9 protein-coding genes are annotated in these 16518 nt (G+C 73.4%); 5 read left to right on the plus strand and 4 right to left on the minus strand.

Translation table 11 applies throughout. From position 1 onward, the window contains the following. The first annotated feature begins 77 nt into the window (after positions 1–77). Together HCN08_RS08155 and HCN08_RS08160 are read left to right on the plus strand one after the other, a co-directional pair. Complete coding sequence (locus tag HCN08_RS08155; protein WP_167982231.1) at positions 78–3380, plus strand: tetratricopeptide repeat protein; 3303 nt, start codon at positions 78–80, stop codon at positions 3378–3380. 37 nt (positions 3381–3417) lie between these two features. Beyond that, a complete protein-coding gene (locus HCN08_RS08160) occupies positions 3418–6525 on the plus strand; it encodes a hypothetical protein (protein WP_167982232.1) in 3108 nt (1035 codons plus the stop codon). Positions 6526–6692: 167 nt separating this feature from the next. Here HCN08_RS08160 and HCN08_RS08165 read toward each other — a convergent pair whose 3' ends face one another. Continuing rightward, a complete protein-coding gene (locus HCN08_RS08165; protein ID WP_167982233.1) occupies positions 6693–7226 on the minus strand; it encodes a hypothetical protein in 534 nt (177 codons plus the stop codon). Positions 7227–7697: 471 nt separating this feature from the next. On the opposite strand from HCN08_RS08165, the gene HCN08_RS08170 reads away from it, so the two are divergent. Beyond that, positions 7698–10862: a tetratricopeptide repeat protein gene (locus HCN08_RS08170; protein WP_167982234.1), complete on the plus strand. Its 3165-nt coding sequence runs from the start codon at positions 7698–7700 to the stop codon at positions 10860–10862. Positions 10863–10865: 3 nt separating this feature from the next. On the opposite strand, the gene HCN08_RS08175 is transcribed toward HCN08_RS08170, so the two are convergent. Both HCN08_RS08175 and HCN08_RS08180 read right to left on the minus strand, forming a co-directional pair. Continuing rightward, the gene (locus HCN08_RS08175) at positions 10866–11087 is read right to left on the minus strand and encodes a DUF397 domain-containing protein (protein WP_167982235.1); all 222 of its coding nucleotides are present in this window, start codon (positions 11085–11087) and stop codon (positions 10866–10868) included. Next, positions 11084–11878, minus strand: a complete 795-nt coding sequence (locus tag HCN08_RS08180) for a helix-turn-helix domain-containing protein (RefSeq protein ID WP_167982236.1) — start codon at positions 11876–11878, stop codon at positions 11084–11086. Before HCN08_RS08180 ends, HCN08_RS08175 begins: the two co-directional genes overlap by 4 nt. A 112-nt stretch (positions 11879–11990) precedes the next feature. Here HCN08_RS08180 and HCN08_RS08185 point away from each other — a divergent pair, with 112 nt between their 5' ends. Together HCN08_RS08185 and HCN08_RS08190 are read left to right on the plus strand one after the other, a co-directional pair. After that, positions 11991–12266 carry a hypothetical protein gene (locus tag HCN08_RS08185; protein WP_167982080.1) on the plus strand — a complete coding sequence of 92 codons (276 nt, stop codon included), beginning with the start codon at positions 11991–11993 and terminating at the stop codon, positions 12264–12266. After that, complete coding sequence (locus tag HCN08_RS08190) at positions 12263–12571, plus strand: hypothetical protein (protein ID WP_167982237.1); 309 nt, start codon at positions 12263–12265, stop codon at positions 12569–12571. Before HCN08_RS08185 ends, HCN08_RS08190 begins: the two co-directional genes overlap by 4 nt. Positions 12572–12578: 7 nt before the next feature. On the opposite strand, the gene HCN08_RS08195 is transcribed toward HCN08_RS08190, so the two are convergent. Then, positions 12579–16424: an nSTAND1 domain-containing NTPase gene (locus HCN08_RS08195; protein ID WP_167982238.1), complete on the minus strand. Its 3846-nt coding sequence runs from the start codon at positions 16422–16424 to the stop codon at positions 12579–12581. Positions 16425–16518: the final 94 nt, after the last annotated feature.

The raw sequence follows: 16518 nt of genomic DNA on the forward strand, positions 1-16518 counted from the left end.
CCCTGGGCGCAACTCCGCGCGTCCCCGCGCACAACGGGTTAACGTCGTGCCAACGGCCTTTGCGTACAGGGGTGTACATGCTGGACGAGGAATTCGCCGAAATCGCGGCGATGGGAGCGGAGGCCGTGGTCACGGCGGCCGGCACGCCGCACTGGCCCGTGGTGAGCGACATGCTGGCGTCCTGGTTCGGCGACGGTGACCAGGGCCGCGCCGAGGCCACGCACAGACGCCTCCACGAGACCGCCGCGCAACTGGCCGCCCCCGCACCCCGGAAGCTGGCCGCGACCTGGCGCGAGCAGGCCCGCGCGACATGGCGGATCCGCATCCGCGACCACCTCGACGACCTGCCCGTGGCCGCCGCGGCGGAGGCGGCGCTCCTGCTGCACGAGCAGCTGCGGGACATCCCTTTTACCGAGGGTGAGTTGCTGGGCTGGGCCCTGGGCCAGGAGCCGTTGCCGGACCTGGCGGAGCCGCACGTGGCAGCGCCGCAGAAGCCCCTGACGCGGCTGCGTACCACGTGGCGGGAGAGTCTGACGGAGATGTTGTGGGCGGCCCAGGAAGCCGCGGAGCCCGTACCGGCGGTGGCGGCCGAGGCGTCCGCCGAGGCCCGCCCCCCGCACGCCGAAGCCGCCGCCCCGCTCGCCCCCGCCCTCGCACACCCCGCCGAGCCGAACGTCCACGGCGACATCCGGATCGAGGCCCGCGACGGCAGCTTGGCCTTCGGCCAGGCGCAGACGGTGAACTACTACCAGGCGTCCGCCCCCGCCGCCCGCGTGCCGCTGCCGCACCGCATCGGCCGGGTGCCGGCCCCCGCCGCGTACTTCCAGGAGCGCCACGTCCCCGACCTCGGCCTCGGCGGCCCGCCGCTCGTGCTCACCGGCACCCCGGGGACCGGCAAGACGCAGCTCGCCGCACGGCTGGCCCAAACGGCGTGGGAGCAGGGGGACGTACGGCTGCTGCTCTGGGTCGACGCCTCCTCCCGCGCGGGGATCGCCGCCGCCTACGCACGCGCCGCCCAGGACATCTACGGCCAGTCGTACGCCGACCCGGCGGACGGCGCCCTCGCGTTCCTCAACTGGCTGCAACCGGCGGGCGGTACGACCCCCGACCCGTGGCTGATCGTGCTGGACGGCGTCACCGACCCCGCCGACCTCGACGGCGACGACCCGCTGTGGCCGCCCGCGAGCCCGGTCGGCCGGGTCGTCCTCACCAGCCACCGCCGCGACTTCCCGAAGGCCCACGAGCCCTACGTCCTCCCCATCCGCGGCTTCACCCGCGACGAGGTCCGCGCGTACATGGACCGCGGCCTGGAGGCACGCGGCCTCGGACCGGTCGGGGACGCCGAACTCGACCGGCTGATCGACGTCGTGGGCGAGGCGCCGCGCTTCCTCGCGGTGGCCGTCGAGCGCATCGCGGCCGACGACATCACCCTCGGCGTCTACCTCGACCGCGTCGAGAGCGCGGAGTACGAGCCCTTCAGGCACACCTCCCGCTGGCAGTCCGTGCTCGCCGCGCACAACGTGTCCTCGCCCGGCATGGGCATCTCCGTGCTCCAACTCGTCGCCGTCCTGGGCGGCGAGCACGTCCCGGAGCACGTCCTCCACCACGCCCTCGCCCTGGACCTGATCGAGAACCTCGCACCGGCGAACTCCGGCGACACCAGCGCGCAGGTCACCGAGCGGACCGTGCTCACCGCGCTCAAGGACCTGCACGGCATGAGCCTGCTCGAACGCGAGCGGCGCGGAGCGTACAAGACCGTGCGCATGGACCCGCCGCTGCGCCGGGCGGTGCTCGCGGCCGTACCGACCGCGCTGGAGGAGTCGCTGGTCACCGGGGCCGCCGCCGCGCTCCTCGCCGCCTGGCCCCAGCACGAGCCGGGGGCCGAGGAGGCGCAGCTGCTGCGCCAGGCCGCCACCGCGGTGCTCACCGCGGCGACCGACTTCGACCAGCCGGACGACGACATCCCGCCGCTCGTCTTCCGCGCGGGCGCCGGCGCGGGCGCCTGGGGCCGTTTCGCCGAGGCGGAGCGCATTTTCCGCGAGGCGCTGCGCCGCATCGCGCCACCGTCCGAAGCCGGCTTCCGCAACTACCTCAGCGCGCTTGCCTGCGCGGCCCGTTGGCGCGGCGCCCGCGGTGACGACTCCGGTGCGATGGCGGAGCTGACGGAAGTGCTGACCGTGCAGCGCAGGGCACTCGCCGACGACCACCCCGACGTCCTCGCCACTCGCCACTATTTGGCCTGGTGCGAACTGTGCTGGTACGGCTGGGACATGCAGGCACCGCGGGACGAACTCGCCTTCGTGCTGCGGGAGCAGACGAGGCTCCGACCCGAGCACACCGCGACCCTGGAGACGTTGTTCAGCCTGGTCCACGCGCTGGTCGAGCGGGAGGAGCCGGTGGTTTCCGGGGCCGACTCCGCAGCCGTGGCACAGCGGCTGCTCGGCCACGACGACGTGTCGCCGGCAGAGCAGTTCGCAACGGCGGACCTCGTCGCGGCCCTCGCGGCCGAATGCGAGCGCGTCGCCGGGCCGGCCGCTCCCCTCACCCTCGCCGCGCGCGGCCTGCTCGCCGTGATGCATCTACGCGGCGGAGACGTGGCGGCGGCTCGGCAGACGGCGCAGTCGGCGCTGGCCGACGCCCAGCGGGCGCTCGGGCCCGCACACCCCGCCACCCTCGACCTCAGGACGGTCACGGCATTCGTCGACCACGGCGCCGACGACTCCGACAGCGCGTCGGCCACCCTCGTCAACGCGCTGGCCCAGGTGCTGGCCGAGGAGCAGCGCACTTTCGGGGCGGAGCACCCCTACACCCTCGAAACGCGCTGGTACATGCTCAAGGAGATCGGTGAGACCGAAGGACTGCTGGACGCGGCACAGTTGACGGTGGAGTGCGCCGATCTGCTCGCCGACATGCAGCGGGTCTTCGGCGCGGACCACGCCCGTACCCGCCAACTGCTGCTCCGCGTCTCGGATGTCCAGGCGAACACCGGTCACCATGTGGCCTCGGTCATCACGCTGGCCGACCTGCTCGTCCGGTCGACACGGGTCCTGGGCGCCGACCACCCCACGACCCTGCTCGTCCAGCACGACCTCGGCCTCGAACGCGGCCACGCCGGGGACGCCGTGGGCGCGGTCGTCGAGCTGTCCGCGAACCTGAGCGAGCGCACCCGCGTCCTCGGTGCCGACCATCCCGACACGCGCGACACCCGCCTCACGCTCGCGTGGTTCCGGGGTCGCGCCGGTGACGTGGCGGGGGCGATCGTCGAATACGAGCGGCTCATCGAGGAGTTGGAGCGCGTGGGCGCAGAGACCGATGCCGTCCGCAGGGGGCTGGAGCACTGGAAGGGCAAGGCCACGCCGGACGCGGCGGCGACGAGCTGACGTGGTCGTGGAGGGCCGAGGCGCACAGGGGGGACCGATGCTGGACGAGGATTACGCCGGGCTCGCGGCGGCCGGGGGAGCGGTCGTCGCGCAGGCGGCGGGCACGGAGGGCTGGCCCGCGCTGCGGACGGCTCTCGGGCAGTGGTTCGGCCGCGGCAACGCCCGCCGCGAGGAGGCGACGCTCACCCGACTCGGCGCCACGGCGGAGAAGTTGGCGGCGGCACCACGCAAGGAGCAGGAAGCGCTACGGGAGGGCGCCCGCCAGGCGTGGGCCACCCGCATCCGGGACCTCCTCGAAGACCTCGACCCCGAGGATGTCGCCGACGCGGCGGAGGCCCTGCGCGAGCTGCTGGTCACGACGGCCGAACCCGAATCCGAACCCGAACCGGCGCAGGAGCCCGCCCTCGTCCCCGCCCCGGTTCTCCCCACCCCGACCGCCAAGACCCCCAGCGGGAATGTCCACATCACCGCCACCGACCACAGCCTCGCCGTCCAGCAGGCCGGCACCGTCAACTACCACCAGTACCAGCACGTCACCCCCATCACCCGCCTCCACCTCCCCAACCGCATCGGCCATGTCCCGCCGCCGGCACCGCACTTCCGCCCCCGCGAGGTCCCCGAGCTGGCGGCGACCGGACTGGGCGGCCCGCCCCTGCTGCTCGCCGGCACCGCCGGGACGGGCAAGACGCAGCTTGCCGCCGGGTTCGCCCAACAGGCGTGGGACAGCGGGGACATCGACCTCCTGCTGTGGATCGACGCGTCCTCCAGGACAGCGGTCCTGGACGCGTACGCCGACGCCGCCCGCAAGCTCCACGGACACCCCTACCCCGACCGGGCGGAGGGTGTGGACGCCTTCCTCGGCGTGTGGCTGCGCCCGGCGGGCGGCAAGCACGAGCACCGCTGGCTGATCGTGCTGGACGGCGTCACCGACCCCGCCGACCTCGACGGGCTGTGGCCGCCCGCGAGCCCGGCCGGCCGCGTCGTGCTCACCAGCCACCGCCGCGACCTCGCAGGCCCGGACGGCACCGCGCCCACCCTCGTGCCGGTACGCGGCTTCCTCCGCGAGGAGGTCCGCAGGTATCTGGACGTCGGGCTCGGGCCGCTGGACCGGGGCCCGGTCGACGACGCCCAACTCGTCCGGCTCCTCGACGTGATCGGTGACGCGCCCCGTTTCCTCGCGGTGGCCGTCGAGCGCATCGCGGCCGACGACATCACCCTCGACGTCTACCTCGACCGCGTCGAGAGCGCGCAGTACGAGCCCTTCACGCACACCTCCCGCTGGCAGTCCGTGCTCGCCGCGCAGACCGTGTCCTCGCCCGGCATGGGCATCTCCGTGCTCCAACTCGTCGCGGTGCTCGGCACCGGGGCCGTGCCCGAGGAGGTGCTGTGCACGAAGGAGGCGCTGTCGCTGCTGGTGCGCCTGGCCCCGGTCAACGGCGGGACCGACCAGGCCGAAGCCAGCCGCAAGTCCGTGCTGGACGCCGTACGGGACCTGCACGGCATGAGCCTGCTCGAACGCGAGCGGCACGGCACGTACCCGACCGTGCGGATCGACGCGGCGATGCGCCGGGCGGTGCTTGCGGCCGTACCGACCGCGCTGGAGGAGTCGCTGGTCACCGGGGCCGCCGACGCGCTGCTCGCCGCCTGGCCCGAACAGGAGCCGGGGGCCGTCGAAGCGCGGCTGCTGCGGTCCGCGGCCTATGCGCTGACCACCGGCGGCTCCGACTTCGCACTGTTCGCGGACGGCATCCATCCCGTCGTCTTCCGCGCCGGCCTCAGCGCGGGCACCTGGGGCCAACCCGTTGCCGCCGAGCGCCACCTCCGCGAGGCCGTCGAGATCGCCTCCCTCGCCGACCCGAACCCCGACATCCTCAAGGCCCGTGCGCAGGCCGCCCGTTGGCGCGGTGCCCGCGGCGACGACTTCGGGGCCGCCGCCGAACTGACCGCGGTCCTCGCCGAGCAGCGCGCGACGCTCGCCGCCGACCACCCCGACATCCTCGCCACCCGCCTGCACCTCGCCTGGTGCGAACTGTCCGCCCGCGGCTGGGACGTTGCCGGTCCGCGTAACCAACTCACCGCCGTGGTACGGGAGTACATCAGCAAGCTCGGCCCGGAGCACCCCGGCACCATCGAAGCGGTCACCGTCGCCGTCGACGCGCTCGTCCAGCGGCTGGAGGACGGCACGACGGTCGACGGCGCGGATGCCCGGACCGTGGCGGGACGGCTGCGGGTCGCCGAAACCGCCTCCCGCACCGGGGAGTTCGCACTCACCGACCTCGTCAGCGCCTGGCACGCGGAGCTGGCCCGTACGCTCGGGCCGCGCCACCCCGACACCCTGCACTTCCGCCAGATGCTCTGCGCGATCCATCTCGCCGCCGGCGACAAGGCGGCGGCACGCGAACTGGTCACCGGCGCCACCGCCGACGCCCTCCAGGCGCTGGGACCCGAGCACCCCGTCACCTTCGACGGACGCCAACTGGCGCTGTTGCTCGACCACTACGGCGGCGCGGCCTCGCACGACGCGGTCGCCGCGCTGCTCGCCGACCGGGAGCGGACGCTGGGCCCGGACCACCCGGACTGCCTGGAGACCCGCGAACTCCAACTGACCATGCTCACCACGGGTGAGTCCGCCGCGGACCTCGCCGACCACCGCGGCGCGTACGCCGACCTGCTCGCCGACGCCGAACGGGTCTTCGGCGCGGACCACCGCCGGGTGCGCAGGCTGCTGCGTGACATCGCGAAGGCCGAGGCGGCGGCGGAGAACCATGTCGCCGCGGTGGTGACCTTCGCGGACCTGGTCTCCCGCTCCGTCCGGGTGCTGGGCGCCGACCACCCCACGACCCTCGACTACCGCCACAGCCTGGCCCGCCAGCGCGGCGAGGCCGGCGACCTCACCGGAGCGCTCGTCGAATTCGCCGCCCTCCGCACCGACGACACGCGCGTCCTCGGCCCGTACCACCCCGAGACCGTCGTCACCCGCCACAACCTCGCCTGGTTCCGCGCCGAGGCCGGCGACATCGCCGGCGCGTTGACCGACCTCGAACGCCTCGTCCGCGACCTGGAGTCCATCCCCGACCCCCCGGACGGCTCCCTCCCGGCAGCCCGCGAGGCGCTGGCCGCGTGGCGCAAGAAGGCGGCGAATTAGGCAGCTTGGTTTGGTTCGGCTCCACTCCGCCGAGTGGGAATTACCTATGCGGGTACCCGGAATTGCCACTCGGCGGGTTCTGGGTCCGAGTTACGTATTCCGCCGTAACGCCTATGGCCGGGTGCCCCCAACGGCCAAGCCGCTGAGGGCACCCGGCCCGGGCGCAGTTACGGTACGGTGATTTCGATGGCTTCCATCGGGCGGCTTTCACCGGTGGTCCCGACGGTGATGTCAGACCCCGTCTTCCAGCCTTGCCAGCCGGTGCCGTGCAGATGCGCGTTCGCGCTGATCCCGTCCGCCCGCCAGAGGTAAACCGCCTGGATGGCAAGACTCTGGCCGGTGGTGCCGATGACGATGTCGCTGCCGCCGGAGGTGCACTCCACGTCCTGCCACCCCAGCTTCTGGACGTGCGCCTGCGCGCAGACCGTTCCCGTGCCGGACACGCCGATCTCCAAGGCTTCCAGACGCAGCGACTGTCCCGTGGTTCCGGCAACGTCGCCGTCGCACACAATGCTCTGCCATCCGTACTTCTGGACGTGAGCCTGGTAGCAGATACTGCCACCCGACAGAGCCGCGGCGCTGCTGGCGGCGCTCGTGGCGGTGTTGTGCACCGGCGCGGCGTCGGCCGACACGGCACCGGTTGCCACGCCGCCCCCCGTAAGTGCAGCGACAGCCATGACTGTCGCCAGACGTTTGAACATGAAAATTCCCCCTGGTCGTGCTGATCACTTGGTGAAATCCGGCTGCAACTTTGTTCCCCCAAATCCCTTTCCGTTCAGCCGGATACTTCATGTTCACCCGAGCTTCGCGCCGACGCAAGACGCTATATCGGCCACGAACGTGGCCAGATCGAACGCGCAAGAAAAGCGGAATCCGACGCATCACTGCTTCAGGAGTTCAGGAGATCTTTTTGCAGGACAAGGGGCGCAGGTACCGCCGTTAACCGCTGAGGAGAACGGCCGAGCGCCGCTGTGCCGCCACCGGGACCGGAGGCCCCCCGCGCACTGCGCGAACCGCGCGCAAGGCGGGGCACTTCTCGGCCCGGGCCGCGTCGGGCCTGGGCGAGGTCGCGCGCCGGGCTGTGGACAGGGCCCGCAGCCCGGCCAACGCCCTGCCGCCGCACCGGTGAGGGGCTACGGTCGTGGCAACGGCTTTTCTGTGCAGGGGGGTACATGCTGGACGAGGGGCACGCCGAGCTGGCGGCGCGGGGCGCCGAGGCGGTGGTGGCGGGAGCTGTGCCGGGTGAGTGGACGCGTTTCGGCGACGCGTTGGCCGGCTGGTTCAGCCGGTTCAGCACCAGTGGCAAGTCGGACGTCCTGCTCCAGTTGGCCGTGACCGTCACGGAGCTTTCGGTGGCGCGGGAGCAGGAGGCGACCCGCGCGCACGCCCGTGAGGTGTGGACCGATCGCCTCGGCCGGGTACTTGAAGCCCTCCCGGCGCACAAGCGGGCCATGGCGGCGCTGGCTCTGCGCAATCTCCTGGAGTTCATGCCCGTGCCGGCCTCCAGCGCCGTTGCGGTGGCCGTGGGCGCTGACGTGGCCGTTACGGCACCGGGGGAGCGCGCGGTAACCGCCGCGGCCCACGGCGACGTGCGTACGGCTGCTCCGGCGCCCCAACCCGTCCGACCGGCGGAGCCCCTGGCCGCGCAGCACGCCGGCCGCGACATCCACGTCCAGAGCAGCGGCAGCGGCATGGCCGTGGGCCACGCGCAGACCGTGCACTTCTACCAGGCCGCCGCCCCGTCCACGCCCGTACGGCTCCCGTACCGCATCGGCCGAGTGCCGGACCCGGCGCCGTACTTCATCGAGCGCGAACTGCTGAAGCTTCTGGCGCCCTTGAAGCCCGACAACCCGCGGGTGGTCCTGGCCGGCACCGCCGGCACCGGGAAGACGCAGGAGGCCGTCCGTATCGCCGAGCAGGCGTGGGACAGCGGCGACGTACGGCTGCTGCTCTGGGTGGACGCGTCGTCCCGGGCGTCGATCCTGGCCGCGTACGCGCGGGCCGCGCAGGACCTTTACGGCCGGGGCTACGCCGACCCGGCGGAGGGTGCGACGGACTTCCTCAACTGGCTCCGCCCGGCGGGCGGCAAGCACCTGCACCCGTGGCTCATCGTGCTCGACGGCGTGACCGACCCGGCCCACCTCGACGGGCTGTGGCCGCCCGCCAACCCCGTCGGCCGGGTGGTGGCCACCAGCCGCCGCCGGGATTTCACCGGCCCGGGGCGCCCGGTGGTCCTGCCCATGGTGGGCTTCGCCACGGGCGACATCCAAGGGTATCTGGAACGCGCGCTGGAGCACCGCACGTTGGGCCCGCCCGAGGAGGACCTGCTCGCCGAGCGGATCGCCGAGTTCGACAGCGTGAGCAGCTTCGCCTGGTCGGCGGCCCGGGACATCCTCCGCCTCGGGCTGCCCTTCGACACCTACCTCGACCGCATCGCCGCCGGCGTCCTGCCTGAGGACGAGACTCGGTCACCGCTGCACCAGTCCATCGACGCGGTGCAGGCCATGGCGCCGGTCGGGCTGTCGCTGCCGGTGCTCCAACTGCTCGCCCTCGTCGAAGCGTTGCCCGAGCATTCCCTGTGGGCGCCGTCCACGCTGGCACTTCTCACGCGCCTCAGGTCCGACCACCTCGGAACCCGGGCCGCCGAGGTGACACCGCACGATGTACGTGCCGTGCTCCGGTTGCTGCACGGCATGAGCATGCTTGACGAGGCGAGGGAGGGCGCGTACCGCGCGATCTGGATCGAGCAGCGGACACGCAGCGCCGTCCGGTCCTTGCTCGACCCCGACCGGGAGCGACTGCTGGTCCACGGTGTGGCCGACGCGCTGGTCGCCGTATGGCCGGACGCCGAACCCGACTGGGAAGCCGCCGAGTTGTTGCTGGATGCCGTTGAGGGTCTGCTGGACGAGACGGTCGTCGATGCGCTGCTCGACGGCGGCGTCCACCCTGTGTCCCTGCGCGCCGGGCACTGCCTGGGCGCGTGGGGCCACCCCGGTGTGGCCGAGGATCTTCTTGAGAGCGTGAGGCCGCACGCGTACGAGAAACTGGGCTCCGAGCACCCCGACAGCCTCAAGCTCCGTGCGTTGCAGGCCCGCTACCGTGGCGCGCGCGGCGACGACTTCGGGGCGGTGGCCGAGCTGACCGAGGTGCTGGCCGCACAGCGCGCGACCCTCGCCGCCGATCACCCGGACGTCCTCACCACCCGGCACGATCTGGCCTGGTGCCGCCTGTCGGCGACGAGTTGGGACGCGGAGGAGCCGCGAGCCGAGTTGGCGGCCGTCTACCGGGACAGGGCGCGCGTGCTGGGTCCCGACCACGCCGACACCCTCCGTACGCTGACCGCTCTGGTCGGCTCGATGGTCAGCAGCGACGACAGCCGCATCGGTGGCGACATCGTCAGCATTGTCTTCGAGGGGCTGTTCGGCCAGGAGCCGGACACGGAGGAGCGGGTGTTCGACGCCGTGAAGTTCACGGAGGCGTTGCTCGCGCAGCATGAGCGGATCCTCGGCCCGAGCCACCCCCGGACGTTCAGCGTGCGGGGCACCCTCGGCTGGGCCCAGTTCTCCTCGGGGAGCCACACCATTGGGCGGTTCGTTCTGCGGGGCGCCGTCGCCGCGGCAGAGCACTCACTTGCGCCCGAGCACGGCGTCGCGCTCGGGCTCCGGTTCCTGGACGCGCTCACCGAGCATGAGGTCAGACGCACCCCGCAGGCCGTCGAAGCGCTCGCCGCGGTGTACGCCGAGACGGAGAACCGGTTGGGCAAGGAGCATCCCGACGCCCTGGAGATGCGCGGGCACCTGCTCGAACGCCGCGGCGTGACCCACCCGCAGCCGGAGCCGGACGTGATCCTGGCCGAGGGCGTGGCCCTGCTCGCCGATGCGGAACGGGTCTTCACGGCCGCACACCTGCGTACGCGCGAGGCGCTGGCCAGGATCGCCCACGCGCAGACAGCGGTCGGCGAGAAGATCGCGGCCATCGCGACCCTCGCCGACCTGGCCACCCGGTGCACCCGCGCGCTCGGCCCCGACCACTCGGAAACGCTTCGGGCCCGCCATGATCTGGCCGTCCTGCGTGGCCAGACAGGCGACGTGATCGGCGCGGTCGCCGAACTGGCCTCGGTCCTCAGCGACCGCAACCGCGTCCTCGGCCCCACGCACACGGCCACCCTCGCCGCCCGCCGCGACCTCGCGTGGTTCCGCGGCGAGGCGGGCGACGTGAAGGGGGCGATCGCCGAACTCAAACGACTGGCCAAGGACCGCGCCCGCGCGGCCGAGGACGGCGGCGCCGAGTCCGACCTCGACAGCGCATCGCTCCGCCACTGGGAAGAGCGAGCCTGACCGTCAGCTCCCGAACTCGCCCTGCTTGACGGCCGTGACGAACGCCGCCCAGGCGGTGTCCGGGAAGACCAGTGCAGGCCCGTGCGGGTCCTTGGAGTCCCGCACGGGGACCCCGGCGGGGTGAGTGTCCACCACTTCGACGCAGCTGCCGGCGTGCTCATCGCTGTACGACGACTTGCGCCAGCCGCTCAGCACGGCCGCATCAGTGATGACGTGGTCAGTCATGAATGCCCGAACTCCTTCGCTGCCGCCCTCAACATGGCGAGCGATTCCTTCGCGGGGAGCGCGTCACTGAGGGCGAGTTCGTAGATGTGCTGCAGGCGCTGGACCAGGGTCGGGGAGTCGTGCAGCCGACCGAAGCCCATCGCTTCACTGTACGCGGCCGGGGGCTGATCCTCGAACCACATAAGCGTCATCATCGCGGTGAGCAACGGGTGATGGCCGACGCTGAGCGGCAGGATGTGCAAGCGGATGCGACCGGCCTCAACCAGCCGTACCAAGTGCATCATCTGGGCCGCCATAACCTCGGGTCCTCCGATGGGACGTCGTAGGACCGCCTCGTCCAGCAGGGCCCAGACTACGGGCGTCACCGGGTCGGCGAGGATCTTCGCCCGCTCCAACCGTGTGACGACTTGCCTGTCACGCTCCTCGTCATGCTTCGGTGGGAAGGTGTTGCCCAGCACCGCACGCGCGTACGCCTCGGTCTGCAGGATGCCGGGCACGTACGACAGTGCGAACTCATGGATGATCGTGGCCTGCTGCTCCAGCAGCCGGGCCGCGTCGAAGTAGTCCGCGATCGAGATGTCCTGCTCCGGCAGGAAACTGACCAGCACGTCACCCGTACCGAGCGCCCGGTCCAGCCGTTGCGCGTCCAAGAGCGACGGCAACCGCCTCCCCGCCTCGATATGAGCAATATGCGTGCGCGACATGAGCGCCGCGTCCGCCAGCTCCTGCTGGGTCATGCCCAGCTCCTCGCGCCGCGCCTTGAGCCACTTCCCGTACTTGTTGCCGACCATTTCGCTCCTCCTCTGTGACTGACGACCCGTCACACTCCGCGTACTAGCGAGCGTAGGTCGCATCGCTGCACTGTGTGATGCGTTCGCTACATTCGAGGAACGGAATTCACCCATGCCGAACCTGACCGCCCTCCTGAGCAGGGCCCTCACCCGTCTGCGGCGGCAGCCGCCCGCACCGCCCGCCGCGGAGACGACGCCCGTCGTCGTACCCCTGTGTCCCGCGCCGTACACGCTGCGTGGCGAGGACGTCGCGCTCGTACGGCCGTACTACGTCGCGTACGAGTGGCAGCGGCCCCGCAGGGTGCGGCGGGCCCTGTGGGTGACGTCCGCCGCGTTGGATCTGGGGCCGCTCGTGGGGCACCCGGCGGAGAGGCGGGACGCGGCATGAGCGTCAACAGCATGCGGCTGTTGCCGTGGGCGACGTCGGACGGGCGGCCGTGCTACCTGATCGGCGGCGGGACGGGGTACGTCAGCCGGGTCGCGGACAACATGGAGGGCGTGCAACTGGCCATGGCGGAGGACCTGTTGGACCACGCGGCGGACCTGTTCGCCGACGACAGGGCGACCGCCCCGCAGATGCGCTTCCTCGCCGGCCGCCTCGCCGAGTCGTTGCGGGACGTCCACCGTATCGCCGAGAGCCGCGGCGCCCGGCTGCCCGCCCCGGAGCACACCCGCGCCGCCGACAGGGAGTGAGCGAGCGTCAGCACAGCGGCCTGAAGTGGGCCTCAGGTATGTATGCGCGCCACTGCTCCGGCGTGAGGTTGTCCCGGGTGGTGGCGCACACCCTGCGCACCGCCCGGTCCAGGTCCAGCGGCGACAGCTGGACGGCGCGGTCGGCTCCCGCGCTGGCCAGCACGCCGCCGCGGGGGCTGTACGCGACGGCGGCGAGGGAGCCCGTGTGCCCGGCCGTCGCCGGTGTCCGTACCGGCGTGACGCGGTGGATGTCGGCTACGTTCCAGAACCGGATCGTGCCGTCCTCGCTCGCCGCGGCCAGCGTGCCGCCGCCGGGCGCGAACGCCACCGAGGTGACCGCCTCGGTGTGGCCGGTCAGCGGCTCGCCGAGGGACACCGGGCGGGCCGGGTCGGCCACGTCCCACAGCCGCACGGCGTGGCCGACGCCCGCGGTGGCCAGCACGTGCCCGGTGGGCGCGAAGGCGCCGCCGAGCAGCCCGCCGGTGTCACCGGTGGCGATCAGCGGCAGCGGCCGGGGGCGGGCGGGATCGCGCACGTCCCACCGGCGCACCTTGTCGTCGTAGCTGGTGGCGGCCAGCGTGCCGCCCGCCGGGTCGAAGGCCGCCCAGGTGACCGTGCTGATGCCCGCGTCGAGCGGCGGGCCGGTCCGTACCGGGGCGGCCGGGTCGCGCAGGTCCCACAGTTGCAGCCGGTAGCCGTCGCCGCCCGCCGCGAGCAGCGCCCCGTGCGGCGAGAACGCCAGCGCGTCCGCCGTGTCGGGGCGGCCCGCGCGGATCGGCGGGTACGGCCGCGGGTGCGCCGGGTCGGCGGTGTCCCACAGCCGTACCGTCCCGTCGGCGCCGAGGGCGGCCAGCAGGCGGCCGTCCGCGCCGAAGGCGACCCGGGACGCGCCGGTGGGCACCGCGAGGGCGGGCCCGGCCGGGCGCGGGCGCGCGGGGTCGGCGACGTCCCACAGCCGTACGGTCCCGTCGCCGCTCGCGCTGGCCAGGACCGTGCCGTCCGGGCGGTAGGCAAGGGCGTCCACGGCGCCGGTGTGGCCGATCAGGGCGGTGCCCGGCAGGTTCCACAGCCGTACGGTGTGGTCGTCGCCGGCGCTCGCCAGGGACCGGCCGTCCGGGGCGAAGGCGATCCAGTTGACGAACCCGGTGTGCCCGACCAGCGGCGGGCCCAACTGCGCGGCGTGCGCGGGGTCCGAGACGTCCCACAGCCGGATGGTGTGGTCGGCGCCGCCGGTGGCCAGGGTCCGGCCGTCCGGGCTGAAGGCGACCGCGAGCAGCGTGCTGGTGTGCCCGGTCAGCGGCTGCCCCACGGTCCGGGGCCGCGCCGGGTCGTGGACGTCCCACAGCTGTACGGTGCGGTCGTCGCCGACCGTGGCCAGGGTGCGGCTGTCGGGGCTGAAGGCGACGGCGTAGACGGTGGAGGAGAACTCGGTCAGCGGCGGCGCCCACAGCGTCGGCGCGGGCGCGTCGGCCTTCCACAGCCGTACGGTGTGGTCGTGCCCGGCGCTGGCGACGGTGCGGCCGTCCGGGCTGAACGCCGCCGAGGCCACGGAGTCGCTGTGGCCGGTCAGCGGCTGGCCCATGGGCCGCGGGTGCGCCGGGTCGCTGACGTCCCAGCGGCGTACGGTGTGGTCGTGGCTCGCGGTCGCCAGCATGCGGCCGTCGCCGCTGAAGGACACCGAGAACACATAGCTGCCGTGGCCCGTCAGCGGCGGCCCCCACGCGCGCGGATTCGCCGGGTCGCGGACGTCCCACAGCCGGGCGGTGCCGTCCCGGCCGGCGCTGGCCAGGGTGCGGCCGTCGGGGCTGAACTGGAGCCAGTACACCCAGTCGGTGTGGCCGCGCAGCGGCGGCCCGAGCGGCACGGGGTGGGAGGGGTCGGCCAGGCTCCACAGCCGGATGGTGTCGTCGCCCCCGCCGGTCGCCAGGACGCGGCCGTCCGGGCTGAAGGCGACCGCGTAGACCGCCTCGGTGTGGCCGGACAGCGGGAGCGACAGCGGGACGTTCTGCGTGTCGAGCAGCCCGGTCGCGGCCTCCGGGCCCGGCCGGGTCCGGTACGAGGCCAGGTCGAGGTCCGCGGCGAGCGAGAGGTCGGTCTGCCTGGTCTGGCCCGCCTCGGCCAGCACCTGCTCGGCCACCGCCCGGTCCCGCTCCCCGCGCGCGGTCGAGCGCTGCTGGACGGCGAGCACGGCCGTCCCGGTGGCGAGCAGCGCGAGCACCGCCAGCAGCGCGACCGCGCCCCGCCGGACCCGGTTGATACGCCGGCGGTGCCGCAACGAGGCGGCGAGGAACGCCTGGACGCGGTCGCTCACCGGGACGGCGTGCCGCCGCTCGGCCCATTCCGCAGCCGCCGCGAGCCGGCTGCCGCGGTAAAGGGTGCCGGAATCGTGCTGCTCGCGCTCCCACACCGCCGCGGCCTCGCTCAACTGCTGGTGCAGCAGCAGCCCGGCGCGGTCCTCGGCGATCCAGCCGTGCAGCCGCGGCCAGGCGGGCAGCAGCGCCTCGTGGGTGATCTCCACCGTCTCGGTGTCCAGCGTCAGCAGGCGGGCCGCGGCCAGCGCGTCCAGCACGGCCCGGGTGTCCGCGTCGCCGGAGTCGAACTCGCTGAGCGGCACCCGGCGCTTGGTCGGCTCCGCGCCCTCGCCGAGCGCGACCAGCCGCAGGAAGACGCCCTGCGCGAGCCGGGCCTGACGTGGCGTCAACTCCGTCCAGACGGTCTCCGCGGTCTGCGCGAGCGCCTGCCGGATGCCGCCCGCCGCGAGGTAGCCGGCCGCGGTGAGCGCGTTGCCGCGGCGGCGGCGCCATGTCTCGCGCAGGGCGTGCGAGACCAGGGGCAGCACGTTCGCCCGGCCGGCCGCGTCACCGACCACACCGGCCAGCAGCGCGCCCTCCACCGTGCAGCCGGCCCGGACCGCGGGGCCGGTGATGGCCAGCCGCAGCTCGTCGGTGGTCATCGGCCCGACCAGCAACTGGGCGTCGCGCAGCGCCTCGACGAGCTCGGGATGCTCCGAGCAGCGGGCGTAGAAGTCGGCCCGCACCCCGATCACCACCCGGATACGGCTGTTGGCCGCCTGGGCGGCGGTCAGCAGCGCCGTGATGAAGCGGTCGCGCTCGCGGCGGTCCGCGCAGAGCGTGAAGACCTCCTCGAACTGGTCCACGACCAGCAGCAGTTCGGCGTCCGCCGGTTGTCCGGCCAGCAGTTGCAGGACGGTCAGGTGCAGTGCCCGCGGGGTGCGCTCCAGCTCCTCGCGCAGCGCCGCGGCCGACCCCGCGCCGAGCGCGGCCAGCCGTACCGCGCACTCCTCCAGCGGATGCGGCCCGGGGGTCAGGAGCACCGCCGGCCGCGCGGTGTCCTGGCCGCCGCTCATCCGGGGCAGCAGGCCGGCCCGCAGCAGCGAGGACTTCCCGGCGCCGGAGGCACCGAAGAGGGCGACGAACCGGCGCTCCCCGACCCGCTGTTCGAGGTCCGCCGTGAGCTGCTCCCGGCCGAAGAACCACTCCGCGTCCTCGGGCCCGAACGCCGCGAGGCCCACGTACGGGCAGCGCTCGTCCGCCGCCGGCCGGTCCTGCGCCTCCTCCGCCTCGCGCAGCGCCTCCGCCGCGGCGGTGTGCCAGCGCTCCTCCCACTGCGCCGGGTCGCCGCCGCACGCCCGGACGTAGGCCAGGGTCACCGCCAGCGTCGGGAAGCGGCGGCCGGCCGCCGCTTCCGCCAGCGTGGTCGCCGAGTAGTGGGCCTCGCGGGCGAGTTGGCGGTACGGCGGGCTGCCCGCGGTCCTGCGTAACCGGCGCAGACTCGCGGCGAAGCGGGTGACCGCGGCGTCGTCGTCGCCCAGCGGGGCCTCGGGACGTGGCACTCGTCCCCCTTCCCTGACGTGATCAAGTGGTCATTGTCCGGTGATTGTTGTCCGACCGGCCATCCCCGAAACCGGACAACCGCCGGGCTTGTAG

Source organism: Actinacidiphila epipremni, from assembly GCF_012034175.1.
Taxonomy (GTDB): Bacteria; Actinomycetota; Actinomycetes; order Streptomycetales; family Streptomycetaceae; genus Actinacidiphila; species Actinacidiphila epipremni.

Bases quoted from the DNA above. Each gene is read 5' to 3' on its own strand.
- HCN08_RS08190 (WP_167982237.1), top strand. From the start codon at position 12,263: ATGAGCGTCAACAGCATGCGGCTGTTGCCGTGGGCGACGTCGGACGGG.
- HCN08_RS08165 (WP_167982233.1), bottom strand. From the start codon at position 7,226: ATGTTCAAACGTCTGGCGACAGTCATGGCTGTCGCTGCACTTACGGGG.
- HCN08_RS08170 (WP_167982234.1), top strand. From the start codon at position 7,698: ATGCTGGACGAGGGGCACGCCGAGCTGGCGGCGCGGGGCGCCGAGGCG.
- HCN08_RS08160 (WP_167982232.1), top strand. From the start codon at position 3,418: ATGCTGGACGAGGATTACGCCGGGCTCGCGGCGGCCGGGGGAGCGGTC.
- HCN08_RS08155 (WP_167982231.1), top strand. From the start codon at position 78: ATGCTGGACGAGGAATTCGCCGAAATCGCGGCGATGGGAGCGGAGGCC.
- HCN08_RS08175 (WP_167982235.1), bottom strand. From the start codon at position 11,087: ATGACTGACCACGTCATCACTGATGCGGCCGTGCTGAGCGGCTGGCGC.
- HCN08_RS08185 (WP_167982080.1), top strand. From the start codon at position 11,991: ATGCCGAACCTGACCGCCCTCCTGAGCAGGGCCCTCACCCGTCTGCGG.
- HCN08_RS08180 (WP_167982236.1), bottom strand. From the start codon at position 11,878: ATGGTCGGCAACAAGTACGGGAAGTGGCTCAAGGCGCGGCGCGAGGAG.